A 24,041-nucleotide genomic window follows, 5' to 3' on the forward strand; every position below is an offset into this window, starting at 1 on the left:
CACGGACACCGACCATGAAGAAGACCTATCACGGCAGCTGCCACTGCGGCAAGGTGCGCTTCCAGGCGCTCATCGACCTCACCGCGGGCACCGGCAAGTGCAACTGCTCGATCTGCATGAAATCGCGCGGCTGGGGCGCCATCGTCAAGCCGGCCGACTTCACGCTGCTGTCGGGCGAGGATGACCTGTCGAGCTACCAGTTCGGCTCGTTCAGCGCCGAGCACCTGTTCTGCCGCCATTGCGGCGTCAAGTCCTTCGGGCGCGGCAACGTGCCGGAGATCGGCGGCGCGTACGTCAGCGTGAACGTCTCCTGCCTGGACGACGCGACGCTCGAAGAGCTGTCCACCGCGCCGGTGCGCTACATGGACGGGCGCCACAACAACTGGTTCGAGGTGCCGGCGGAGGTGCGCTATCTCTGAGATGACCGATGGCCCCACGCTTTCGGCTGAGAATGCCCGTTGCTTCACCTGCTGCGAACGACACCAATGAACGACGAACTCGAAGCCCGCATCCGCTCGGGCCAGGCGCTGTCCGAATCGATGGGCAATTTCCACGTGACCGGCTGGGACGCCGAGCACAAGACGCTGAAGGCCGCTTTCACCGTGCGGCGCGAGTACTGCCACACGAACGGCACGATCGCCCAGGGCGGCTTCATCACGGCCTGGCTCGACGCCGCCATGGCCCATGCGGTCATGCATGACACCGAGCAGGCGCAGACGGTCTTCAGCCTGGAGATCAAGGTGAGCTTCTACGAGAAGGTCGGCCCCGGCGAAGGCCGGGTCGAGGGGCGCGTGATCCGGCGTGGGAAGCGCGTGGCGTTTCTCGAAGCGGCGCTCTACAACCCCGATGGGAAGCTGGCGGCCGAGGCTACATCGACGGGGATACTGGCGAGCCTCTAGGCTACGCCCGCCCGATCTCAGCCTGTATTTCGCGGATCACCGCTTCCTTTTCCTTGTTGTAGATCTGCGGGTTGGCCGGGTCGATGCCGTGGGCGCGGTCCTTGGCTTCTTCGTACTTCCTGCGCAGGTCCGGGCGCCGGTCGAGCACTTCCATGAAGGCCAGCGAGTCCACGTGCACCGGGTCGCCGCGATGGCAGATGTGCAGATTGAGGTTGAACCTGCGCCCGCCGTGCAGCACGGACGCGCAGACGTAGGGCTTCTCGTCCGTGTCGACCCACACCGGGCGGCGGTGAAATCCGAGCACTTCGAATTCCGACTGGGCCCTGCGCAGGTTCTCGCGCTGCGTGATCGCCGCGATGTCCACCATCGGCTTGCCCCGCAGTCCGACGATGGCCGTGCTCCCGATGTGCACGAGTTCCACGCCCTCGAGCTGCGCTTGCACGTAACGCTGCACCTGCGCGAACACCTCGGCGTACGCCGGGTCGTAGGGCAGGATGTGGCGCTGGTCCAGGCTCTCGTCGAAGGCGATGAGTTTCATCGCACGATGCGCGCGAGCCAGGCCAGCAGCACGGCCACGACTTCGTCGCGGTTGGTTTCGTTGAGCGTCTCGTGGCGGGCGCCGCCGAACACATGGCACGACACGTCGCGCAGGCCGGCGTCGCGGTAGCGCTGCACCAGCGGGTAGAACCACTCGGCCTTGTTGCTGACGGGGTCCTGGTCGCCGGTGAACAGGTACAGCGGCAGCTCGGGCCGGATGCGCGTCTGCATCGCGGCGGGCGTGAGTTCGTCGAGGCTGGCGAACATGGAGCCCATGCCATCGGCCGACACCGTGAAGCCGCACAGCGGGTCGGCGATGTAGGCATCGACCTGGGCCGGATCGCGGCTGAGCCAGTCGAAGGGCGTGCGCACGTCGGGCAGCGCGGCGTTCATGTCTTCGAGACGGAAGCCGCTTTGCAGTGCACCGCCCAGCAGGTCGAGCGCCGTGGTGCCCGACAGCACCGCACCCGACAACAGCTCGCTGTGCCGCACCAGGTAGTACTGCGTGGCGAACGAGCCCATGCTGTGGCCGACGAGGACCAGCGGCAGCCCGGGGTGCTCGGCGCGTGCGTGGCGGCTGAGCAGCGCCATGTCCTCCACGAGACCGGCGAATCCGCGCGGGCCGAACTCGCCGAGTTCGTCGCGCGCGGCGGCGCCCGGGCCGTGGCCGCGGTGCTCGTTCGCGTAGACGACGTAGCCGGCCTGCGTGAGCGCATCGGCCAGCGGCCGGTAGCGCAGCGAATGCTCGCCCATGCCATGCGCCAGTTGCACGATGGCGCGCGGCGCGGCGCCCTGCCAGCGGTGGGCCTCCACCGGATGGCCGTCGTTGGCGGTCAGTTCGAAGTGGGTCTCGGTGCTCGGCATGCGGGGTCCTCCAGGGAAGTGGATCTGCATCCTAATCGTTGGCAGCCCGCAGCATGGCCTTGCGCAGCCACGCCTGCGCCGGGTCCTTGTCGGTCACCGCGCGCCAGGCCATCCGCAGCGGGTAGCTCGGGCTGTCGAAGGGCAGGGGCTCGCAGCGCAGGCCGCTTTGCGCCGACAGCGCCCGCGCCACGTGCTCGGGCACCGTGGCCAGCAGGTCGGTGCCGGCGAGCACGGCGGGCAGGCTGCCGAACTGCGGCACCGAGAAGAGCACGTCGCGCTGGCGTCCGAGTTCGCCCAGCGTTTCGTCGACGGTGCCGCACAGGTCGCCGGCATAGGTCACGAGCAGGTGGCGCCGGCGGCAGTAGTCGTCGAGCGACAGCTTGCCGGGCGCGGTGTCGGCGCGGAGCACGGCAAAGCGCGCGGTGCGGACCTTGCGCACCTTCGCATCGGCGGGCAGGTCTTTCAGGAAGGACATCACCGCGCTGACACGGCCCTGGTCGAGGTAGCGCATGGCGTTGCGGTAGCAGACGGTGAGCGTCACCAGTTTGGCGCCGGGCACTTCGGTGCTCAGGGCGCGCAGCAGGCGGGGCAGCATTGCGATCTGCAGGTCATCGGTCAGGCCGATGCGGAACACCGGCGCGGCGCGCGCCGGCTCGAAGTCGGCCTGCGCACGGAACGTGGCCTCGATCTGCGCGAGCGCGGGGCCCAGGCCCTGCATCAGGGCGAGCGCCCGTGCGGTGGGTTCCATCACGCGGCCCTGGCGCACCAGCAGCGGATCGCCCGTGAGCTCGCGCAGCCGCGCGAGCGCATGGCTCACCGCGGGCTGGCCGAGGTTCAGCCGCTCGGCGGCGCGACTGACATGGCGCTCGCGCATGAGCGCGGCCAGCACGGTGAGCAGGTTCAGGTCGATGCGGTTGAGTTCGATGGGTTTCATTGGGGTCGGGGCGTTATCGATGGTGCGCATAGCGACTATCCCGCAAATCGATTTCCTTGATGACGCCGCGGCCTCTAGATTGAAGCCATCGGTCATTCAAGAAAGAAGGAGAGTTGTCATGAGCAGGATGGTTCGCTTCCACGCATTCGGTGGTGCCGAGGTGCTGAAGCTCGAAGAGGTCGCGGTGCCGGCGCCGGGCATTGGCGAAGTGCGCATCGCGGTCCAGGCCATCGGCCTGAACCGGGCCGACGCCTTGTGGCGCGAGAACCTGTACATCGAAGACGCGACGTTGCCGGCGGGGCTGGGCAACGAAGCCGCCGGCGTCATCGAGGCCGTGGGCGAGGGCGTCGAAGGGCTGCGCGTGGGCGACAGGGTCGCGGTGCTGCCGGGGGCGAGCCAGGGGCTGTATCCGACCTACGGCGACCGCATCCTCTTTCCGGCCGCGCACGTGGTGCGGTATCCCGCCAACCTGTCGGCCGCACAGGCTGCGGGCGCCTACATGGCCTACCTCACGGGCTACTTCCCGATGTTCGAGATCGCACGGCTGCAGCGCGGCCAGGTCATGCTGGTCACCGGGGCGTCATCGGGCACCGGCATCGCGGCGTTGCAGATGGCGCGCGCGGCGGGCATCGCCGCCATCGCGGTCACGCGCACGGTCGCCAAGCGCGACGCGCTGCGGGAAGCGGGCGCTGCGCATGTGGTCGTGACGGACGACGAAGACGTGGTCGAGCGCGTGTTGAGGCTCACCGAGGGCTGCGGTGTCGACCTGGTGTACGACGGCGTGGGCGGCGCGCAGGTCGAGCGGCTCGGCGATGTGGTCGCGCATCGCGGGTGGTACGTGCTGTACGGCCTGTCGGGTGGCGCCGAATTCAAATTTCCGGTGGTGGCGCAGTTCCGCAAGAGCTGGCGCTTCCACGTCTACAAGGTGCTGGAGCACACGGGTGCCGCCACCATGGGGTTGCCTCGCGACAAGGGCGCATTGGGCCGCGCGCTGGCCTTCATCGATGCAGGCCTTGCCGATGGCTCGCTGCACGTGCGCATCGACCGGAGCTTCGCGCTCGACGACGTGGTGCAGGCCCATCGCTACCTCGAGCGCGCCGGGCACATCGGCAAGGTCGTGCTCGAGGTCTGACCGGCGCTCAGGCGGCGGACGTCAGCCGGTACCAGGCCACCCCGTCGTCGGCAATGTCGCACGCGATCTCGCCGCGGTGGCGCAGGTAGTTGAGGCAGGCCAGGCTTTCACCGGTGGCCATGCCCAGCAACGGCACGTCGGATTCGGCGATGCTGCGCGCGAACAGGCTCGTGAACACATCGACCGCGCGCTTCGGCGTTTTCAATGCATTGCGCAAGCGGTCGAGCGAGCGCTCCTGTCCATGCTGCAGCCGGTCGATGCGCGCATGCAGGCCACGGAAGCACTCGTTGTGCGACGGCAGCACCAGCACGTCGTCGGGCACTTCGCGCTTGAGCTTGGCGAGCGACGCGAGCCAGTCGGCCATCGGGTCGGCGTCGGGTTCGACGGGCGAGACCGACACGTTGGACGAGATGCGGGGAAGGATCTGGTCGCCCGAGATCAGCACCTTCAGGTCGGGGCAGTACAGGCACGCATGCTCGGGCGAGTGGCCGTTGCCGGTGACGACGCGCCAGTCGTGCGCGCCGATGCGCAACACCTCGCCATCGCGCAGGCGCCGGAAGCTGTCGGGCAGCGGGTGGATGTGCTTGCCGAAGTTGCCGAAGCGCGTGCGGTAGGTTTCGATGGCCGCCTCGCCCCAGCCGGCGCGGCGGTAGAAGGCGATGGCTTCGTCGGGCGCTTCGCGGCCGGTGTCGGACACCATCACGCGGCACATGAGGTATTCGGAGCGGGTCATCCACAGCCGCACGCCGAACTTGCGCGTGAGCCAGCCGGCCATGCCGACGTGGTCGGGGTGCATGTGCGTCACGAAGACGCGGGTGAGGCCGCGCGTGTCGGGCGAATTGGCGAACAACTCGCGCCAGACCGCCACGGTTTCCTCGGTGCGCACGCCGGTGTCGACCACGGCCCAGCCGTCGCCGTCGTCCAGCGCCCACAGGTTGATGTGGTCGAGCGAATAGGGCAGCGGCATGCGGATCCAGTGGACCCCATCGGCGACCTCGATCGACTTGCCGCGTGGCGGAAGCTCCGTAAAGGGATAAACGAGCTTGCCCTTGGCCGCTTCCGCCGACTCTTCCAAACCATCCATCGTGTTTCACCTCCAGAGGGATGAATTGTGAACCCGACCGGCATTCGGCCCGGGTCACTTCGAAGACGATGGACGGCCGCGCTTACTTGCGGCGCGGGCGGGCCGCGCCCGGCGCCGAGGTCTGCGACGGGGCGGCGCCGCCGTCCACGCCCAGCCGGCCACCGCCGCCCAGTCCCTGGCCGCGCACCGTCTGCGCCTTGTAGTTGCGCAGCGAACGGACCATCTGGTTGAAGGCGTCCATGAAGGCCGCCGCGATCACCTTGCCCTGTGCGGTGTTGGTGTAGCCGCCGATGCCGCCGGCGCCGCTGCGGCCACCGAGGCCGCCGAAGCCCGCGAAGTCGGTCTTGGAGGCGCTGCCTTCGGCCGCAGCCACCTGCACGCCCGAGCGGTTGTCGATGAGCGTCAGCAGCGCGCTGGCTTCCTTGGTCTGCAGGCTGGCGCCGACAGCTGCGATGGCGCGGCCACGGCCGCCGCCCACGAGGCCGCCGAGCGCGCCGCCGATGCCGCCGGCGTCGTTGTTGCTGAACACGATCTCGGGCGACAGGCCGTAGTCGGAGGCCACCATCTGGCCGCGGCCGAAGTTGCTGCCGCCGCGCATCTCGCCCGATTGCATCAGCGCGCGCTCGCGCGTCATGGCGTTCATGCCGGCCGCGCCGCGCTCCACCACCACGAAGCAGTTCGACTGCTGCACCAGCAGGCGCAGCAGGTTGGCCGTGGGCGGCAGGCGGTATTCACCGGTGAGGATGGTGTACCAGCCGGCATTGACGTTCTCGATCAGCGAGACGGTACCGAGCGGCGAGTCGCAGCGTTCGAGCTGGCTGCTCTCGCCCGAGGTGGCGCCGCCGGCGGCGCTGCCCGTGGCCGTGGTCTTGGCCGCCGGAGCGCCCATCTGCATGTCCATGGTCTGGCAACCGGAGAGCGCGAGCAGGCCTGCGAGTGCGCTGGCGAGAGAGAGTTTGGAAAAAGGCATGTCCCTGTCCATCAAATGAAAACAATGTGGCGTCCGCCCCACCGGCAGGCGCCGCGCCCGCGCGACGATACGGGCCGCCCGATGCGGGGGCCAGTGTCGAAAGTCACAGGGTTAGGAACATTTGTGGCGCTTGTCGGGGCTTGGTTACAGTCCGAACTCCATTCGCAGGAGTTTTCAGATGGCCACAAAGAAGAGGAATATCGTGGGAGAAGCCGCCGTCGAACTGACGACGCAGCAGGTCGCGCAGGCCCTGGCCATTGCCGGAGCGTCGGGCTACAGCGGCAGCGCCGATCCGTCGTTCGTGGGGGCGGTGCTGGTGGCGCTGGCGGTCAACACGAGTTCCGTCAGCGCGACCATCGACAGTGCGAAGAGCAGGGGCCCCGGCGTTGCCGGCGTGCTGCAGCACTGACCGGCCGGTGGGGCGCCGGCCTCCGGCCTGAACCGGCGCACTTTCAGGTCGTGTAGTCGCCGCTGGCTTCCGGCTGGAACAGCACGGCGATCACGCGCGCGCTGTGTTCGCCGCCGCCGGGCGTCTTCCAGCGCGCGACCGCACCGGTCTTCTGGCCGAGCAGGCCGATGCCGACGGGCGAGAACACCGAGATGAAGCCCGTGGTCGGGTTCGCGTCGGCGGGATAGCAGATCACGATCTTCTGCCGCTGTCCGGCGGGCAGGTCTTCGATTTCCACCTGGGTGTACATCGTCACGATGTCCGAGGGCATTTCGCGTGACGGAAGGATGTCGGCCGTGTCGAGCAGATCGACCAGGGCCGGAGGAAGCGGCGTGTCCGCGAATTTGCTGAGACGAACGTAATCGAGTTCGGTGAGCGTGCGCTCCCCGTGAACGGTTGAAAGCATGAAGCACTCCAGATGAACGCAACCCGCCTTTCCAACAGACAGGGTCGCTACCGCGCGGTGTGGTGCCCGGCGGTCAAGGTGTGCGCATCAAGAAGAAGGTAGCGGACCGCCGGGCTCAGGAATGTGCGGACGTGCGTCGGAGGACCGACGTGGCCGCCGCGACGACGGCGCCCACACGACGACCGGCCGCTGCCATGGGCAGGGCTGCGCGCGCAGGGTATCGACGGGGCGAGAGGAGAGCCATGGGGCGTGAGTGTAGGGGATTCTGGCCAGATTGGCCAATTATGGCCCTACGGGCGCAGCGAGGAATTGCCGTGGAATCTCTGGATTCAATCAGTAGAACGCCCGAATTGAAATCAAGAGCCTGTGATTCGAGACGACGTGAATGAGTGATGGGGAAAGCGTGGGCAAGCGCTCATATTTACCGGATTCTTTGCGAGTTCGATATTTTCCTGACCACCGGGATTTCTCTGTAATTCATCGGCGAATAATTTCTTGTGCTGCATCTAATGAGTGATTTCAAATTAATTTTATGGGCTTGAATTCATTGAAAATATTATTTGGTGCATAAGGGTTGCGCCTGAGGTTGCTGTTGTTGCCATTCGATCTCAATTGTTTTGACTTTCCCAGAAGCTTGAAAGCTTCAATTGGAGGGGCTTCAGTTCGAACGAAATGGTGGATGCATTTTGTTTGTTCAATATGTCTCATTTGCGCATCCTCTGTTCTTTTGTTTGATTGCCATAAAAGCCCCGAGACATAAGAATTCAGTACGCAAAAATCTAAGTGGCCGATTGCCTTCAATTGCAAGCAATGCTGGCTATTTGTTTGCAATAAGAGGTTGATTGCAAATTTTGCGACATGAATTTCAAATATTGTTAATTGAGGTTTGAATGACAGCATCTACATGGGACTTGTTCTTGTCGTCGTCGCGAGGCCGCGCAGGGGCGGTCCACCCGCTGATCCGCGCAGGCCTGGCCCTGCTTGCCGCAGGCGCCGCGACCGTCGCGTTCGCGCAACCCACCGCTTCGCTGGAGGCGTCGCGCGCACCTGCCGCGACCCAGGCCGTGACCGTCGTCCTCGCCCAGTCGAAGGTGGTCAAGGGGCCCGACGGCAATGAGCAGTTCCAGGACGCGGCCACCATCAAGCCGGGCGACGTCATCGAATACAAGGCCACCTACACCAACAACACGGGCAAGCCGGTCAAGGGGCTGGTGGCGGATCTGCCGATCCCCGAGGGGCTGGAATACCTGCCGCGCAGCGCGAAGCCAGGCGCCAGCCTCGTGAAAGCCGCCACCAAGACCGCCGTCTTCGAGCCCGAGCCGCTCGTTCGCAAACTGCCCGGCGGCAAGACCGAACCCGTTCCCTACAGCGAGTACCGCATGCTGCGCTGGAGCCTGGGCCAGTTGCCCGCAAACGGCAGCCTCGCCGTGAGCGCGCGCGCCAAGGTCGAAACCGTCGCGCCGCCAACGGCTGTGCCTCCCACGCCCGCCACGCCGCCCCCGCGCGGCAAGTAAAGGCCGCGCCGGCCCTCGCGCGCTGCGCGAGGCGAGGGCGCCCGCCTTTTCCATCGATCTCTTGTTTCCGAGTGCCAGTCGGCAGGTACGCGTTCGCCCGTCGAAACGTATCCGCCAGGTTCTTTCGTGTTCCCGTTCATCGACAACAGAGGAGAAAACTACGTGATTCCCACCCAGCCAACCCAACGCGCCAGCGGCTACAAGCCGTGCGCGCCCTGGGCAGGCGCCGCAGCGTTGACGCTGGGCTTCCTTTTCGGAAGCCCGGCTGCATTTGCCGCGTCGCCGCCCGCCAACACCGTCATCGGCAACCAGGCGTCCGCCAGCTATTCGGACGCCGCCGGGACGACCCAGGTCGCCACCTCCAACCTGGTGCAGACCACCGTTCTCCAGGTGGGCTCGTTCACGCTCGACAGCGTCAACCAGGTCACGACGACCATCATCAACACCAAGTCCGGCGCGGCCGGCGCCACGGTCTATGCGCCTCACGTGCTGACCAACACCGGCAATGGCGTCGACACCTTCGGCCTCACGGTCAAGGCCGATGCGGGCAAGTTCTCGCGTGTCGAGGTCTTTGCCGATGCCGACGGCAACGGGCTGCCCGACAGCACGACGGCGCTCTGCTCGGCGGTCGGCACGGACGTCTGCACGGTGACCCCGGCGCAGAGCGTGCCCGGCAACAACGGTGCGTTCCGATTCGTCGTGGCCTACACGATCCCGGGCTCGGCCACCGGCACCGGCAACTTCGATGCCGCAACGATCACCGCCACCCCGGGCACCCCGGAGCTGTACACCGCGCCGAACACCTCGGCGGCCGACAAGGACGAGGTCAAGCTGGCCACCGATGCGGTGTTCAACGTCACCAAGTCGATTGGCGCTCCGTCGGTCGCGGCACCGGGCAATGGCGTCTGGCCGACTGCACCGACCAGTGGGCCGCGCTCTTCCGCCGCCTGCACGGCCACGAGCTGGACAGCCGGTCTCGCGTCGAACGCGAACTGCCAGTACTCGGTCTACACCCTCACGTTCAACAACACGGGTGGCGCACCGGGCAAGTTCGCGCTGTCCGATGTGTTGCCGGCAGGGTTGACCTACGTCACGGGCTCGGCAGTGTGGAGCGGTGCGTCGGGTACGGCGCTGGGTGACGGTGCAGGCGGCGATCCGTCGGGCATCGACTTCCAGGCGACTGGCAACACGCTGAATGCCGTGGTGGCTTCGCTGAACCCGAACGTGACGCAAACGTTGAGCTTCGTGGTGCTCGTGAACAGCACCGCGGCGGTCGGTACGTCCACCACCACCAACGTGGCCCGCTACAACCCCGCGAACGCGCCGGCCGGCGTGACCGCAGCGTTGATCGGCACCGTCGGTTCGACCTCCAACCCGTCGGCGTACACCGTCCTGGCGCGTTTCGGCATCGTGGTGGGTTCCAACCCGTCCACAGCTGCAACGGCGCTCGACGCGACACCCGGCACGCCCAACCCCACTGGGCAAGACCTGACCACGAGGCAGTTGGCCGTCGCAGGCAGCAGCGTCCGGTTCCCGCAAACCGTGTTCAACACGGGCGGCGCCACCGATGCAGTGAATCTGTCGATCTCCGCCAACACGTTCCCGGCCGGCACGAGCTTCCAGTTCTTCGCTGCCGACACCGGCGCACCGCTGCTGGACACGAACGGTGACGGCGTGCCCGACACCGGCCCGATCCCGGCTGGCGCGAGCTTCAACATCGTGACGCAGGTGCAACTGCCGCCGGCCACCGTGGGCGGCGCCTACGTGGCCACCGTGCTCGGTCGTTCCGTGGGCGACAACACGAAGATCGATGCGACCGAAGACCGCCTCGAGCGCGTGATCGAGACCCTGGTCGACCTGACCAACACGAAGATTGGTACAGGCACCGGCAGCGTCGCCAACGGTGACCTCGGCGCGGGTCCCAGCCCGTTGCCGACGCAGGTCCACGAAACGGGGGCCGGCACCGGCACGGTCTTCACGCTGTGGGTGAAGAACCATGACGTGGTCGACGCGACCTACAACCTTGCCGCCAGCCAGACGACCGGTTTCCCGGGCGCGCTGCCAGCAGGCTGGACGGTCAAGTTCGTGGCGTTTGGCGGCACCTGTGCATCGCCGGCCATCTCAAACCTCGCGGTCATCGCCGGGGGACAGCAGGCGGTCGAAGCGTGCGTCACGCCACCGTCCTCGCAAGCTGCCGTCACTGCAGTGAAGATCTACTTCAAGGTGCAATCCACTGCGGTGGCTTCGACCGGCGGCATCGCGTCTGACGTCAAGACCGACGCCGTGACGGTGACCTCGACGGCGCTGCAACTGGGCGCCTCGCTCACGCCGAACAACAACGGCCAGGTCGCGCCCGGCGGCACCGTGGTGTATGCCCACACGCTGACCAACATCGGCGCCCAGAGCTGCGGCGCGTACACGCTGACAGCCACGGTGCCTGCGGCAGATGCGGCGCAAGGCTGGACCACCACGGTCTACCTCGACGTCAACGGCGACGGCCAGATCGACGCCGGCGACACGCCGGTGAACGGTCCGCTGGCAAGCCTGCCGGCCGGTGCAGCGCAGAAGCTGCTGGTGCGCGTGTTCGCGCCGGGCGGCGTGAGCGCGGGTGTCAGCAACACCACGACGGTGACGGCCACCTTCACCGACCCGGCCCCCAACTGCGGTACCCCTTCGGCCACTGACATCACGGCCGTGATCACCGGTCAGATCCGCGTCCTCAAGACGCAGGCGGCCGATGCGACCTGTGACGGCGTGGCGGACACCGCGTTCGCGGCAACGTCGCTGCAGTTGAAGCCGGGCCAGTGCATCGTCTACCAGGTCGTTGCCACCAACGAAGGCATCGTGCCGGTGACCAACATCGCCATCAACGACGCACTGCCGGCGTACACCGTCCTGAGCGCGAAGCAGCCTGCATTGCAGTGCGAAGCCCCGGGCATTGGCGGTACGGCGCCGGCCTTCGCATCGACCGCCACCGCGGTGAGCTGCGGCAGCGCGGCCAACACCGTGGCCCCAGGTGGAAAGGTCACGCTGACCTTCGCCGTGCAGATCAACCCCTGACCTGACATCGGCGCCGCCGACGGTTCCGCAAGGGCCGTCGGCTGTTTCCCGCGAGGCCCGGGTTTGCCCCGGTGCCTCGCCTGTTTCCCCTGCCGCTTTCGCGCACATCGCTGCATGCAAGCCGTGCCTTGCCGGCCTTCGAGGCGGCAGAGGAAAGAGTTCTTCGACTGTTTGACGTGTCTCCCGCAGCGGGAGGTGCGAGGGAAGGTTCACCGCGTGCCATTTCTTCTTTCTTCTTCGCGTGCCGGCATGCCTCGCTGGTGGGGCTGCGGGGCGTTCGCGCGCAGCGCGATGGCGGCCTTTGGCCTCGCACTCGCCATGCTCTTCGCACCGATCGCGCAGGCGGCGCCCGCGCCCGGCGGCGTCGTGATCCGCAGCATCGCGACGGGCACTTACGTCCCGGCCGGCCTCGACCGCAGCGAGACGGCCATCTCCAATGCCGTGACCGCCAGCGTGCTGCCCGTGGAGGCGCTGTCGCTCACGCAGGACCAGCGCGTGAACCGCCCGCCCGGCACCGTCGTCACGCTGAGCCACCTTCTCACCAACACCGGCAACGTGGCTTCGCGCTACACCCTGGGGCTCGTCAACGACGGCGCGGGGTGCCCGGCCGACGGGCTCGACCTGTCGGCGTTGCGCGTGGCGCGCGACGGCAACCACAACGGCGTCGTCGACGCCTCCGATCTCGTGCTGCTGCCCGGTGCGGCCGGCACGCTCGCGCTGGAGCCGGGCCAGACGGCCGAACTGCTGGTGCAGGGCACCATTCCCGCCGCGGCCAGCGGCAGCGCCTGCGTGGTGCTGAGCGCGACCACCGCCCTGCAGGGCGCGAGCGCGAGCAATCGCGACACGGTCGACGTGGGCAGCGTCGCCGTGCTCGCGCTGGTCAAGTCGGCCAGCCATGCGGGTGCCGTCGTGCCCGGCAGCACGCGCATCGACTTCAGCATCTCGGGCACCAACACCGGCGCGCGCGACGCGCAGCCCGGCGGCGCGGCCGCGCCCACCGGCACGCAGGTGCTGGTCAACGGCAGCCCGCGCAGCCTGCTGCTGCTGCGCGACCTCGTGCCCACCGGCACGCGCTACCTGCCTGGCAGCCTGCAGAGCACGGCAGCCGGCGCGGTGCGTCTGTTCCGCATGCCCGGTGACGCCGACTTCAGTTACCGCACCGCCGAAGACGGCGCGGCGATCGAAGTGGCCATCGGCGTGCCCACAGCCCTCGCGCGCAATGCCTCCATCGCCATGCAGTTCGCGGTGCAGGTCAAGGCCGATCACACCGGCGATATCCGCAACACCGCGCACAGCCAGTACAACGACGGCGTCGCGCCCGCCGCCTCGCCGTCGAACACGGTGGTGATCGCGATGGCGCCGCCGCAAGGCCAGGGCCGCATCGGCGTCGCCAAGGCCGCCTCCACGCCGCGCATGCACCGCGGCGCGGACGGACAACCCGACGGCACGGCCACCGTCACCTTCGACGTCCACGTGCGCAACTACGGCACGACCGCGCTGCACGGCGTGCAGTTGGCCGACGTGCTCGAAGGGCAGGGCGCCGCGCAGTTCGGCACCCGCACGACCGCCGCGGTGCCGGGCGCGCGCCAGTACACAGTGGTGCCCGGAACCCTGGCCATCGTCGGCAGTCCGGGCAACGGCGTGGCGGGCACGGTGGCGGCAGTCAACGCCGCGTTCAACGGCACGGCCTCCGCGCAGGAGCTGCTCGCGCCCGGTGCGGTGCTGCCTGTGGGCGGCCAGTTCACGGTGCGTTTCGACGTGCGCTTCCACGTGTCGGGTCGCGCGGGCACGCTGCTCAACACCGTGCGCGCGCAGGCCGCGCTCGCAGCCGGTGGCCCGCCCACCGTCTTCGACGACTCCGTCAACGGCAGCAACCCCGATGCCGACGGCGACGGCAACCCCGGCAACGACACCTCGCCCACGCCGGTGCAGCTGCAGCAGCCGGTGCTCTCGCTCGTGAAGAGCGTCTCGCAGCCGCGCCGCATGGCAGAGGGCGTCTACGAACTCGACTACCGCTTCAAGGTCGGCAACACCGGCGCGGCCCCGGCCCCGAACGTGCGCGTGATCGACAACCTCGATTGCACCTTCGACATGGACAAGCCCGACGGCCTCGTCGCCGCCTGGGAACTCGTCGGCGCGCCCAAGGTGCGCCACGGCGTGCTGCAGATCGCATCCGGCTTCACCGGCCGCGCCGCCTGCGACCGCGAGGCTGCCGCCAGCGCCGACCCCTTCCGGCTACCGATGCAGGCCGCACTCGGCCTCACCGACGGCAGCCGCGCGTTGGCACCCGGCCAGAGCGAAGACATCGAATTCACCGTGCGCATCACCCGCAAGCCTTCGAGCAACGGCGCCCGCGTGCCGTTCACCAACAAGGCCTGGGCGGCCGCCTTCGAGCAGAACACCGCCCCTGCGTCGTCGGCCGCGCTCGTCACCGCGAGCGCCAGCAGCGCGTCCTCGATGCTGGCCGACCCGCAGGGCGTGGTCTACAACGCCGTCACCCGCCAACCGGTGGCCGGTGCCGTCGTCACCTTCACCCGCCAGTCGTGCAGCGACGGCGCTGCCCGGCCGATGTCCCTGGCCGAGGTGTTCGGCGGCGACAGCGGCGTCTACCGCGCCAACGCCGATGGCAGCCTGTCCATGACCACCGGCGCCGACGGCGGCTACCAGTTCTATTTCCTGTCGCCGCCGGTCACCGGCAGCTGCACCTATGCGCTGGGCGTGGCGCCGCCCGCGGGCAGTGCCTACGCGGCGCCTTCGCAGCTCATCCCCGTCACGTCCGGCACCTTCGAGCGCTGCGGCGCCATCGTCCCGAACGCTGCGTCGCCGCAGAGGGCCGAGCCCACCACGCATCACTTCTCGCTCAAGGCCGGGTTCGAGCCCTCGGGCGCTGCTTGCGACGTGATGCACAACCACATCCCGCTCGATCCGGGCAACGTGCTCGGCCTCGTGCTGCGCAAGGAAGGCAGCAAGCGCCAGGTCGAGTTCGGCGATTTCCTCGACTACGCGCTGGTCGTCACCAACAAGACCGGCTTTCCCGTCACCGGCCTGAGCCTCTCCGACCAGTTGCCGCCGGGCTTCGCCTACGTGGCCGGCAGCGCGCGGCTCAACGGTGCGGCCACGGCCGATCCCGTGGGCGGGGCCGGTCCACGGCTGGTCTTCAACCAGCCCGGCCTCGCGCTTGGCATCGACCAGTCCGCCGCGGTGCGCTACCGCGTGCGCGTCGGTGTCGGCGCACCGACGAACGGCGATGCCGTCAACCGTGCCCGCGCCAGCTCCGGCCCCATGCAGTCGAATCTCGCCCAATGGACCGTGCGCGTGACCGGTGGCGTGTTCTCCGACGATGCCTTCCTCTTCGGCAAGGTCTACATGGACTGCCGGCGCGATGGCCGCCAGCAGGGCGTCGACGAAATCGGCGTGCCCGGCGTGCGCCTGTATATGGAAGACGGCACGCATGTCATCACCGACGTCGAAGGCAAGTGGAGCCTGTACGGCCTCAAGCCGGTCACCCACGTGCTGCGGCTCGATGCCACCACGCTGCCCGCCGGCGCGCGGCTCGAAGCGCTCGACAACCGCAATGCCGGGCGCCCCGACAGCCGCTTCGTCGATCTCAAGAAGGGCGAATTCCACAAGGCCAACTTCGTGGTCGCCAACTGCGACGCACCGGCGGTGATGAGCGCCGTCATCGCGCGGCGTGAGGCCATCGCCGCCGTGCCCGACACCGAGGCCGAAGCCCAGGTGCGCATGCGCCTGGACCCCGAAGGCCGGATCGTCCCCGTGGGCGACCGGCGTGCGCTGCCTGCCAGCGGCGAGGTGCGCGCGGGCGGCAGCACCGGCACCGGCACCACGCAGGCCAGCTCGGCGCCGCTGATCGCAATGCCCACTGCACCGGCGTCGCCCAGCAGCTTCATCGGCGGCGCGTCGGGCAGCCAGGGCAGCACGCTCGGCGCGGCGACCGGCGGCGGCGCGGCGGATGGCGCATCCCCTGTGGGCAGCCTTTTCTCCGGCATGCGCGTGTCCCGCGGCATGGCGCAGCCGACCGCCGCGGTGGCGCCGCCGCAAGCCGTCCCCAGCCCCATCGGCCTCGAAGCCTTGCTGCCCCGCATCGAAAGCAACGCCCTCGGCTTCATCGACCTGCGCGACGGCGACACCTTGCCCTCGACCTCGCTCAACGTGCGCGTCAAGGGCGAAGCTGGCCTGGCGCTGCGCCTGAGCGTCAACGGCCAGGGTGTCGAGGAGCGCCGCGTCGGCAAGAAGACCGAGCAGGCCAGCCGCCGGATCGGCGCCTGGGAATACATCGGCATCGTGCTGCGGCCCGGCGTCAACCGCCTCGTGCTCGAAGCCGTCGATCCGTTCGGCAACGTGCGCGGCGCCGCGCAGCAGATCAGCGTCACCGCGCCCGACAAGCTCGGCGCCATCCACATCGACGTGCCCGCCTCGGCGCAGGCGGACCTGCGCACGCCCGTCGTCGTGAAGGTGCGCCTGACCGACGCGGCCGGCGTGCCCGTGACCGCACGCACGCAGCTCACGCTCGAGACCGACCGCGGCCGCTGGCTCGACGAAGACTTGAACCCCGCCGAACCCGGCACCCAGGTCTTCATGGACGGTGGCATGGCCGACTTCCGCCTGCTGCCGCCCGGCGAACCCGGCGATGCCCGCCTGCGCGTGACGGCCGCGAGCTTCACGGCCGAGGCGCGCCTGACGCTGCTGCCCGAGCTGCGCCCGATGATCGGCGTGGGCATCGTCGAAGGCGTGCTCGACTTCACCAAGCGCGGCCAGGTGCCGCTGGGCGCGATGCCCGCGGGCGCGGCCTTCGAGGCCGAGCTGTCCGGCCTGGCCGACGAGGGCAACGACAAGCGCCGCGCGGCCGCGCGCGCTGCGTTCTTCTTCAAGGGCGCCGTCAAGGGCGACTACCTGCTCACCGCCGCCTACGATTCCGACAAGACGCGCAAGGACCGCCTGTTCCGCGACATCCGCCCCGACGAGTTCTACCCCGTGTACGGCGACTCGTCCGCCAAGGGCTTCGACGCCCAGAGCACGCAGAAGCTCTACGTGCGCATCGACAAGAACCGCTCCTACCTGCTGTACGGCGACTTCACCACCGCCAGCAGCACCGAGGTGCGCAGCCTGAGCCAGGTCAGCCGTTCGCTCACCGGCCTCAAGCACGTCTACGACGACGGCGAGGTGCGCACCACCACGTTTGCCTCGCGCACCGCGCAGACCCAGCAGGTGGAAGAGTTTCGCGCGGTCGGCACCTCGGGCCCGTACTACCTGGGCGCCAGGGGCGGCGAGTTCGTCGAGAACAGCGAGCAGGTCGAGATCGTCGTGCGCGACCGCAACCAGCCCGACCTCGTGCTGCAGCGTTCGACCGTGACGCGCTTCGTCGACTACACCGTCGAGCCGCTCACGCGCCGCCTGCTGTTCACGCGCGCCATCGCGTCGGTCGATGCGAACCTCAACCCGCAGTCGATCCGCGTGACCTACGAGGTCGACGCGGGTGGCCCCAAGTTCACCGTGGCCGGTGCCGACGTGCAGCTCAAGGTGGCCAAGAACCTGCAGGTCGGCGTGGTCGCGGCCATCGACGAGAACCCCGAGAACCGCCGCAAGCTCGGTGCCGTCACCGCCCTGGCCCGCCTGGGTGAGCACACCACCGTCGCCGGCGAATGGGTGCAGACCGACTCCGACCGCAACGGCAAGGGCAGCGGCGCCCGCGTCGAGTTGCGCCACCAGGGCGAAGACCTGGCCGTGGCCGCGCTCGCGAGCAAGACCAGCACCGGCTTCGACAACCCCGGCGCGAGCTTCTCCGCCGGGCGCACCGAAGCCTCGGCGCGCGCCGAGTACCGGCTCGACGCCGCCACCGCGCTGCGCGGCGAACTGCTCTACGGCCAGGACGCCCTGCGCGAAGGCACCCGCCGCGGCATCACTGCCAGCGTGCAGAGAAAGTTCGGCGAGCAACTGGTGGGCGAGTTCGGCCTGCGCCACGGCCACAACGGCACCGGCCTGGGCAGCGGCTCGGGCTTCGACTACGGCCAGGTCTCCACCTACAGCGGCAACCTCGGCAGCGGCGTGGCCGCCAACAACGTCACCGCGCTCGGTGCGGCGGCCAACGCCGGCACCCAGGCCAACGCCAACGACGAAGACCTGACCACCGTGCGCGCCCGCCTGTCGGCGCAGGTGCCGGGCCTGCCGCAGGCCCACGTCTTCGTCGAGGGCGAGCAGGACCTCCGCAAGTCCGACCGCCACGTGCTCGCCGTGGGCGGCAACTACGCCGTCACCGACAAGACGCGCCTGTACGGCCGCTACGAACTGGTCTCCAGCCTCTACGGGCCGTACGAGCTGAACGCGGGGCAGTCGAACAACGTGGGCATCCTCGGCATCGAGAGCGCCTACATGGAGGGCGGGCGCGTGTACAGCGAGTACCGCCTGGCCGACAGCCTCGACGGGCGCGCCGCACAGGCCGCCACGGGCGTGCGCAACACCTTCAGGGTCGACGACCACTGGCGCCTGACCGGCGGCGTCGAGCACACGCGCCAGATCGGCGGGGTGCGCAACAGCGGCAACAACGGCACCGGCCACGCCAGCGGCCTGACGGGCGACTCCACCGCCATCACCGGCGGCGTGGAATACACCGACGCACGCATCAAGGCCAGCGGCATCCTCGAAGGCCGCCACGGCGACGACGCCGACACGCGCCTGTTCAGCGCGGGCTTCGGCTTCAAGATCGATGCGTCATGGAGCCTGCTGGCGCGCAGCGTGATGAGCGCCAGCGAAGGGCAGGGCGCCAACGCCGGCAACGCGCACCACCTGGCGCGCCACCAGATCGGCCTGGCCTACCGTCCGGTGGACACCGACAGCTGGAACGCGCTCATGCGCTACGAGCGCCGTTCCGAGCGCGTCACCGGCACCGGCAGTTCGACCGGCGCACTCGACGGCGCGAGCGTCTTCGGCGCGGGCAACGGCAGCGCAGCGCTGCCCGGGCGCACCAGCGCCGACATCGTCTCGGCCCACCTCAACTACAACCCGCGCCCCGGCACCGTCATCAACGGGCGCTACGCCGCCAAGTGGTCGCGCGCCGACGACGGCCTGCTGCGCAGCACCTACTGGGCGCACCTGCTGCAGGCGCGCTACACGCAAGACCTCAACGACAGCTGGGACCTCGGCGTGCAGGCCGGCCTGCTGCGTGGCAAGGGCGGCGGCCTGCAGAAGACCTTGGGCATCGAAGTCGGCTACCAGGTCATGAAGGACCTGTGGGTGTCGGCGGGCTACAACTTCGTGGGCCTGAAAGACCGCGACCTGGCGGCCAACGACTACACGAGCAAGGGCGCGTACATCCGGCTGCGTTTCAAGTTCGACGAGACGGCGCTGGGTGCCGCGTCGGCGGGCGCGGCAGCCCCCGTGAAAGACGACCGGACCGATCGATGAAGTCGCGGAGGAATGGCCAATGAAAATGCAAAAAACTGATTCGATGCGCTGCGCGACGGCGCTTCGCTGCCTACCCGTGCGGACGCGTGCGATGGCGCTTGCGAGAGGCGTGGCGCACTTCTTTCATGCCTTGCGCGGCGTCGCCTTTCTGGCACTGACCTCGCTCCTGATCGGCACGCAGGCCACGGCTGCGGAGCTATGTATATGGAAGAGCGGGACCTACGGGGAAGTCGCTGTCACCACGGAGGGCGCATGCGGGGTGGAGAACAAGTACACATGGGGTACTTATCTCTGGCTTGGGAAGCCCAACGTGCGGGAGGCATGCACGTTCAATTTTTCTGTGCCGGTGAAGAACCTGAGCGTTCGAACTTACGTGCTCAACTGCGACCCAGCAGATGGGTGCGAGAAGATGGTGGTGTCCGTCAACGGAAATCACTATCCGTTCACTGTGGCGGAGGTCAAGACGCCTGCCCCCGATCCCGATCCAATGCCCGCAGAGTGGAGGGCCCTTGCGCCGGTAAAAATCGATGCAGATGGCAATCTTGAGGGGGCGAAATCCAATTATGGGGCCTCTGCATGGGCCTTTGTTTCGAGAACATCCGTGTCTTCCGTCACGCTCTCGAACGAGCCAATCCATGGTCAGCCGAATGGGTCGGACAACAGGGTGTGCTTCTTCGTGCCAGACCTCCCAGACCCCCGGTTGGCGCTCAAGAAGGAAGCCAGCGCGGCCCCATGGATCGTGGCCCAGCCTGCCAGCTACACACTCACGCTGACGAACACGACTGGCGCCGCGACCACTGCCGATACGGTGGTGACCGACAGAGTGCCGCCTTCGCTGACCATCGGCGACCTTCCCCCGGGGTGCAGCCGAGTGGGCCAGAACGTCAGTTGCCTGGTGCCCCCAGGGTTCACATCGTCCGCGTCCTTCGTCATTCCGGTGACGCCCCTGCCTTCGGCCGTGCCCGGCGTGACCAACACGGCCACGGCATCGGGGGGGGGAGACGCCACTTGCAACGGCACGGGGGCGTGCACGAGCACGGTGACCACGCCGGTGGCCCTTCCGCCTCTGCCCGTCATCACCTCGACCAAGACGGTCAGCGCCAGCCCGCTGGTGGTGGGGGCGCCCGACCAGTTCTACTCCCTGTTCATCACCGTGGCCAACGGGACGACCACGGCGCCCATTGGGCTGACGGACTTCTTGCCCGCGGGCATGAACCTGCGTGGCGGGCCGACGCTGATTCCGGGAACGACCACCGGCACGCTGGTCGGGTGCCCGACGATCGGCGGCGGCGTCTTCTGCAACGTGGCGGCCGGTGTTGCACCGGGCACCTTCGAAATCAGGATTCCCGTCAGCGTCAGCACACCGGCCGCGGGCCTGAACAAGGGCACCAACATGGCGAACCTGAGCGGTGGGGGAGACTTGGCATGCACGACGGCGGTCAACGAGGCCTGCGACTCGACCACGCCGCCCACATCGGTCGACATGATGCAACTGAAGCTCCAGAAGACGGTCAGCGTCGCCAAGTTCTTCGTGGGCGTGCCGGCCAGCTACACCCTGAAGCTCAGCAGCAACGGCAGCCCGACCACGGCGCCGGCCGAGATCACCGACGCCATTTCATCGTCCCTGCGCATCGGCACGCTGCCCGCGGGCTGCACGGCCGTCCAGCAGAACGTGACCTGCACGGTGCCCCCCGGCCTGATGACCTCCCATTCGTTCGTGATTCCCGTGACGCCGCTGCCGTCTGCCGTGACCGTGGGGGCCCCGTTGTCGTACATCGTCAATGTCGCGATGGCCTCCAAGGGCGGGGATCCGTATTGCGCCGGAATCGGCGTGTGCCGGAGCACGACGAATACGCCCGTGGCCTTTCCGCTGGCCATCACCTCGACGAAGACCGTGAGTGCGAATCCGTTGATCGTCGGCGCGGCGGGCCAGTTCTACACGGTCGCCGTGAAGGTGGAGCATGAACCGACCACGGCGCCGCTGTTCGTGGAAGACATGCTGCCCACCGGCATCACGCTGGCCGGGCCGCCCGTGCTGATCGCCAGGACCACCACCGGCGTCCTGAGCGGCTGCCCTGCGGCCGGCTCGCTGATTTCCAATTGCAGCGTGGCCGCCGGTGTGGCGCCGGGCACCTTCGACATCCGCATTCCCGTCGAGGTCGACAAGACGGCCGTGGGCGCGCAGTCCGGCACGAACACGGTGAACCTGAGCGGCGGCGGCGATGCGCTCTGCACCACGCTGGTGACCGATCCCTGCGATGCCACGACGCCGTCCATCGGGGTCCGGCTGGGTGACCCGAAGGTCCGCATCCTCAAGGCTGCGTACGTCGGTTCGGGCACCCACCGCTTTCGCTTTGCGCTGTCGGGCCTCAGCGTGAGCAGCGACACCATCACGCTCACCGTGCCGGGGGAGGAGTTTGGCGCGCAGACCATCACCGGCAGGGTCGGCGTCCCGGTCACCATCACCGAGACGTCGCCCGCCGGCTGGCCCGTGAACCCGGTGAGCGCCAGCTGCTACGACGTGAAGGACGCCATTGCGCCGTCGCCCATCCCCGGGGTGTCCGCTTCGAGGCGGGCGGCAGCGGCTGCAGCGGCGTCGCTGCCGCCGGTGGTGCTGGCCGGCAACGTGCTGACGATTCCCGCCGAATGGATGGTGGGCGGCGCGGACATCGTATGCACCTTCGTCAACAGCGACGCCTACGCCATCACCGGCCGCGTCTTCAACGACAACGGCAGCGGTGCGGGCGTGCCGAACGACGGCGTGGTTAACGGCGGCGAAGCGGGGCTCGTGGGTGTGCGGATGCGGCTCACCAACTGTGCGGCGGGGGTGTGGTCCACGGCGGTGACCGACGGCTCGGGCCACTACCGCCTGGAGGTGCCGTCGCAGCCTTTGTCCCCGTCCGATGGCGATCCGATGTGCGTGGAAGAGGTGACGCCGGCGGGTCATCTGTCCACGGGGGCGTCGGTCGGCGCCACGCCGCTGCCTTCCGGCGCGGGCGTGGCCGTGGGCGGGCGGACCTACACCTACACGCGCACCGCCGCGGGGGCGCCGGATCACATCGGCTTTGCATGGAACGAAGCCCGGGCCGGCGAGCTGAACTTCGGCGACGTGGCCCTCAATCGCTTCGGCGCCGACAGCGCCCGCACCGGCTCGCCCGGCAGCAGCGTGAGCCACGCGCACACCTTCGTGGCGCAGACCGGCGGGACGGTGAGCTTCGGCGTGGCAGGCGCGGTGGCCACGCCGCCGATCGATGGCTGGAGCGCCAGGATCTTCGACGACCCGGGCTGCACCGGCGCCTTGCAGGCCGGCGCCGCGGTGCTCTATCCGCCGGCGGTGCCCAGGCCTGTGACGACAGGGCAGAACCTGTGCGTGGTGGTGCAGGAGTTCATTCCGGCCAGCGCGCTCGCCGGCTACAACGACAAGCGTTCGGTGCAGGCGAGCTTCGTGTTCACGAACGCATCACCCGCGTTGAGCGCGAGCTACCTCGTGCTCGACACCACGACCGTGTCGAGCACGGCGCTGGAGCTCAAGAAGGAAGTGCGCAACCTGACGAAGAACGGCGACTTCGGACTCAACAACGAAGCCAAGTCGGGTGAGACGCTCGAGTACCGCATCACCTACACCAACAACGGCGCGACGCCGATCAGCGGCCTGACGGTGAGCGACGTCACGCCGGTCTACACCAGCTTCGTCGCCTCGCAGGAAGGCGCTACCCCGGCGACGCTGACCGCATGCACGAAGCGCACGCCGGCCAATGCATTGCCTGCGCCGGCCGTGGCATGCGCGGCCGCACAAGCGCCGGGCGGAACGGGGCCATTGGACTGGAAGTTCACCGGGCAACTCGCGCCCGGCGGCACGGGCAGCGTGCGGTTCAGGGTGACGGTGAACTGAGGGCTTGCGCGTCAGCAGGCGCGCAAGCTGCTGCTGCTATCAGCAGCGTCCCTTTTTTGCCTGGCCGGGCGGGCAGTGGCCGCCGCCGCGGTGATCGTCGTCATGGTCGTAGCGGTCGTGGTCGCGGTCATGGCGGCGGTGGTGGCGGTCTTCGCGGCGTTCTTCACGACGCTCGGCGCGGCGCCAGTCGCCTTCGCGCCAGCGCCAGCCGCCGTCGGCGCGCACCCAGCCGCCCGGGGCGTAGGCGTAGTCGGGGCGGGCCGCGACGTAGTAGCCGGGGCGCCATGCGTAGGCGCGGTCGTTCCACTGCCAATGGCCGGGCACCCAGACCTGGCCGCTGCGCGGCCGTGGCGCGGGTTCATAGCGTGGTGCAGGCGGCGCGACCTGGATCAGGCCGGGCACGTTGATGTTGACGGACACCTGCGCCACGGCGGGCAAGGTGGCGGCGGCCACGGCGGCGGCCAGAAGAATTCTTGTGAGTTTCATCGTGATGCCCTTGATGGTTGTTATTTGTGAATGACTGAGCCCAAACAACGCCTGAGCGGCGTGTCGCGTGCACGGGTTTGCCCGGGGCAGGGCAGCGCAAGCCGTTAACAAAGAGGGAGTTTTGCACGCAGGGCGGGGCCTGCGTGTCGGACAGGCCCGCGAGCGGGCAGGCGGCGGCCGATGTGTGGCGCCAAAGCAAAAGGGGCCGCAAAGCGAAAAGGCCCGTTACCTTGTGAGTAACGGGCCTTCAGCAAATGGTGGCTCCTCGACCTGGGCTCGAACCAGGGACCTACGGATTAACAGTCCGGCGCTCTACCAACTGAGCTATCGAGGAACAAGCCTTAGATTATAGCGTGATTTTTGGGGCTTCCAAAACAACGCGGCGCCCGCGCAACG

The 24,041-nt window shown here is 68.4% G+C and carries 16 protein-coding genes and 1 tRNA gene; 8 read left to right on the forward strand and 9 right to left on the reverse strand.

The genetic code is table 11. From position 1 onward, the window contains the following. The first annotated feature begins 14 nt into the window (after positions 1–14). Positions 15–419: a GFA family protein gene (locus AC07XP_RS07175; RefSeq protein WP_495264219.1), complete on the forward strand. Its 405-nt coding sequence runs from the start codon at positions 15–17 to the stop codon at positions 417–419. A 66-nt stretch (positions 420–485) separates the two neighbouring features. After that, positions 486–899 carry a PaaI family thioesterase gene (locus AC07XP_RS07180; RefSeq protein WP_062478117.1) on the forward strand — a complete coding sequence of 138 codons (414 nt, stop codon included), beginning with the start codon at positions 486–488 and terminating at the stop codon, positions 897–899. Position 900: 1 nt separating this feature from the next. Here the strand turns inward: AC07XP_RS07180 and AC07XP_RS07185 are convergent, their stop codons facing one another. The 3 genes from AC07XP_RS07185 to AC07XP_RS07195 are packed head-to-tail and all read right to left on the reverse strand — an operon-like array spanning position 901 to position 3,234. Beyond that, positions 901–1,437: a GrpB family protein gene (locus AC07XP_RS07185; protein WP_495264220.1), complete on the reverse strand. Its 537-nt coding sequence runs from the start codon at positions 1,435–1,437 to the stop codon at positions 901–903. Next, positions 1,434–2,300 carry an alpha/beta fold hydrolase gene (locus AC07XP_RS07190; protein ID WP_495264221.1) on the reverse strand — a complete coding sequence of 289 codons (867 nt, stop codon included), beginning with the start codon at positions 2,298–2,300 and terminating at the stop codon, positions 1,434–1,436. The genes AC07XP_RS07185 and AC07XP_RS07190 overlap by 4 nt, the downstream gene beginning before the upstream one ends. Positions 2,301–2,331: 31 nt before the next feature. Next, positions 2,332–3,234 (reverse strand): LysR family transcriptional regulator, encoded by a 903-nt coding sequence (locus AC07XP_RS07195; RefSeq protein ID WP_495264222.1) that lies wholly within the window; start codon positions 3,232–3,234, stop codon positions 2,332–2,334. 118 nt (positions 3,235–3,352) lie between these two features. Here AC07XP_RS07195 and AC07XP_RS07200 point away from each other — a divergent pair, with 118 nt between their 5' ends. Then, entirely contained in the window at positions 3,353–4,366 is a 1,014-nt protein-coding gene (locus AC07XP_RS07200) for a zinc-dependent alcohol dehydrogenase family protein (RefSeq protein ID WP_495264223.1), read from the forward strand. Positions 4,367–4,373: 7 nt separating this feature from the next. Here the strand turns inward: AC07XP_RS07200 and AC07XP_RS07205 are convergent, their stop codons facing one another. Together AC07XP_RS07205 and AC07XP_RS07210 are read right to left on the reverse strand one after the other, a co-directional pair. After that, positions 4,374–5,450: an MBL fold metallo-hydrolase gene (locus AC07XP_RS07205; protein ID WP_495264224.1), complete on the reverse strand. Its 1,077-nt coding sequence runs from the start codon at positions 5,448–5,450 to the stop codon at positions 4,374–4,376. Between the two features lie 82 nt (positions 5,451–5,532). Further along, positions 5,533–6,420 (reverse strand): CsgG/HfaB family protein, encoded by an 888-nt coding sequence (locus AC07XP_RS07210; protein ID WP_070060896.1) that lies wholly within the window; start codon positions 6,418–6,420, stop codon positions 5,533–5,535. A gap of 178 nt (positions 6,421–6,598) precedes the next feature. Here AC07XP_RS07210 and AC07XP_RS07215 point away from each other — a divergent pair, with 178 nt between their 5' ends. Next, positions 6,599–6,829: a hypothetical protein gene (locus tag AC07XP_RS07215; protein WP_062472430.1), complete on the forward strand. Its 231-nt coding sequence runs from the start codon at positions 6,599–6,601 to the stop codon at positions 6,827–6,829. 43 nt (positions 6,830–6,872) lie between these two features. Here AC07XP_RS07215 and AC07XP_RS07220 read toward each other — a convergent pair whose 3' ends face one another. Then, the gene (locus tag AC07XP_RS07220) at positions 6,873–7,274 is read right to left on the reverse strand and encodes a GreA/GreB family elongation factor (protein WP_062472433.1); all 402 of its coding nucleotides are present in this window, start codon (positions 7,272–7,274) and stop codon (positions 6,873–6,875) included. Between the two features lie 519 nt (positions 7,275–7,793). Then, on the reverse strand, positions 7,794–8,174 hold the full coding sequence (locus AC07XP_RS07225; RefSeq protein ID WP_143599180.1) for a hypothetical protein: 381 nt from the start codon (positions 8,172–8,174) through the stop codon (positions 7,794–7,796). Between AC07XP_RS07225 and AC07XP_RS07230 the strand changes: the two genes are divergently transcribed. From AC07XP_RS07230 to AC07XP_RS07245, 4 genes are all read left to right on the forward strand, one after another. Then, positions 8,165–8,788, forward strand: coding sequence for a hypothetical protein (locus tag AC07XP_RS07230; RefSeq protein WP_495264225.1), 624 nt, complete (start codon positions 8,165–8,167; stop codon positions 8,786–8,788). The genes AC07XP_RS07225 and AC07XP_RS07230 overlap by 10 nt on opposite strands. A gap of 162 nt (positions 8,789–8,950) precedes the next feature. Beyond that, on the forward strand, positions 8,951–11,848 hold the full coding sequence (locus AC07XP_RS07235; RefSeq protein ID WP_495264226.1) for a beta strand repeat-containing protein: 2,898 nt from the start codon (positions 8,951–8,953) through the stop codon (positions 11,846–11,848). Positions 11,849–12,139: 291 nt separating this feature from the next. Then, on the forward strand, positions 12,140–19,267 hold the full coding sequence (locus tag AC07XP_RS07240; RefSeq protein WP_495264248.1) for a hypothetical protein: 7,128 nt from the start codon (positions 12,140–12,142) through the stop codon (positions 19,265–19,267). Positions 19,268–20,318: 1,051 nt separating this feature from the next. After that, positions 20,319–23,159 (forward strand): prealbumin-like fold domain-containing protein, encoded by a 2,841-nt coding sequence (locus AC07XP_RS07245; RefSeq protein WP_495264227.1) that lies wholly within the window; start codon positions 20,319–20,321, stop codon positions 23,157–23,159. Positions 23,160–23,198: 39 nt separating this feature from the next. Here AC07XP_RS07245 and AC07XP_RS07250 read toward each other — a convergent pair whose 3' ends face one another. Continuing rightward, positions 23,199–23,645 (reverse strand): hypothetical protein, encoded by a 447-nt coding sequence (locus tag AC07XP_RS07250; protein ID WP_390343608.1) that lies wholly within the window; start codon positions 23,643–23,645, stop codon positions 23,199–23,201. 258 nt (positions 23,646–23,903) lie between these two features. Next, positions 23,904–23,979: transfer RNA gene (locus AC07XP_RS07255), tRNA-Asn, on the reverse strand. Positions 23,980–24,041 lie beyond the last annotated feature (62 nt).

It is taken from the genome of Variovorax sp. GW531-E2 (genome assembly GCF_059423125.1).

Bases quoted from the DNA above. Each gene is read 5' to 3' on its own strand.
- AC07XP_RS07200 (WP_495264223.1), top strand. From the start codon at position 3,353: ATGAGCAGGATGGTTCGCTTCCACGCATTCGGTGGTGCCGAGGTGCTG.
- AC07XP_RS07225 (WP_143599180.1), bottom strand. From the start codon at position 8,174: ATGCTGTCATTCAAACCTCAATTAACAATATTTGAAATTCATGTCGCA.
- AC07XP_RS07210 (WP_070060896.1), bottom strand. From the start codon at position 6,420: ATGCCTTTTTCCAAACTCTCTCTCGCCAGCGCACTCGCAGGCCTGCTC.
- AC07XP_RS07190 (WP_495264221.1), bottom strand. From the start codon at position 2,300: ATGCCGAGCACCGAGACCCACTTCGAACTGACCGCCAACGACGGCCAT.
- AC07XP_RS07220 (WP_062472433.1), bottom strand. From the start codon at position 7,274: ATGCTTTCAACCGTTCACGGGGAGCGCACGCTCACCGAACTCGATTAC.
- AC07XP_RS07215 (WP_062472430.1), top strand. From the start codon at position 6,599: ATGGCCACAAAGAAGAGGAATATCGTGGGAGAAGCCGCCGTCGAACTG.
- AC07XP_RS07230 (WP_495264225.1), top strand. From the start codon at position 8,165: ATGACAGCATCTACATGGGACTTGTTCTTGTCGTCGTCGCGAGGCCGC.
- AC07XP_RS07185 (WP_495264220.1), bottom strand. From the start codon at position 1,437: ATGAAACTCATCGCCTTCGACGAGAGCCTGGACCAGCGCCACATCCTG.
- AC07XP_RS07250 (WP_390343608.1), bottom strand. From the start codon at position 23,645: ATGAAACTCACAAGAATTCTTCTGGCCGCCGCCGTGGCCGCCGCCACC.
- AC07XP_RS07175 (WP_495264219.1), top strand. From the start codon at position 15: ATGAAGAAGACCTATCACGGCAGCTGCCACTGCGGCAAGGTGCGCTTC.
- AC07XP_RS07205 (WP_495264224.1), bottom strand. From the start codon at position 5,450: ATGGATGGTTTGGAAGAGTCGGCGGAAGCGGCCAAGGGCAAGCTCGTT.
- AC07XP_RS07195 (WP_495264222.1), bottom strand. From the start codon at position 3,234: ATGAAACCCATCGAACTCAACCGCATCGACCTGAACCTGCTCACCGTG.
- AC07XP_RS07240 (WP_495264248.1), top strand. From the start codon at position 12,140: ATGGCGGCCTTTGGCCTCGCACTCGCCATGCTCTTCGCACCGATCGCG.
- AC07XP_RS07180 (WP_062478117.1), top strand. From the start codon at position 486: ATGAACGACGAACTCGAAGCCCGCATCCGCTCGGGCCAGGCGCTGTCC.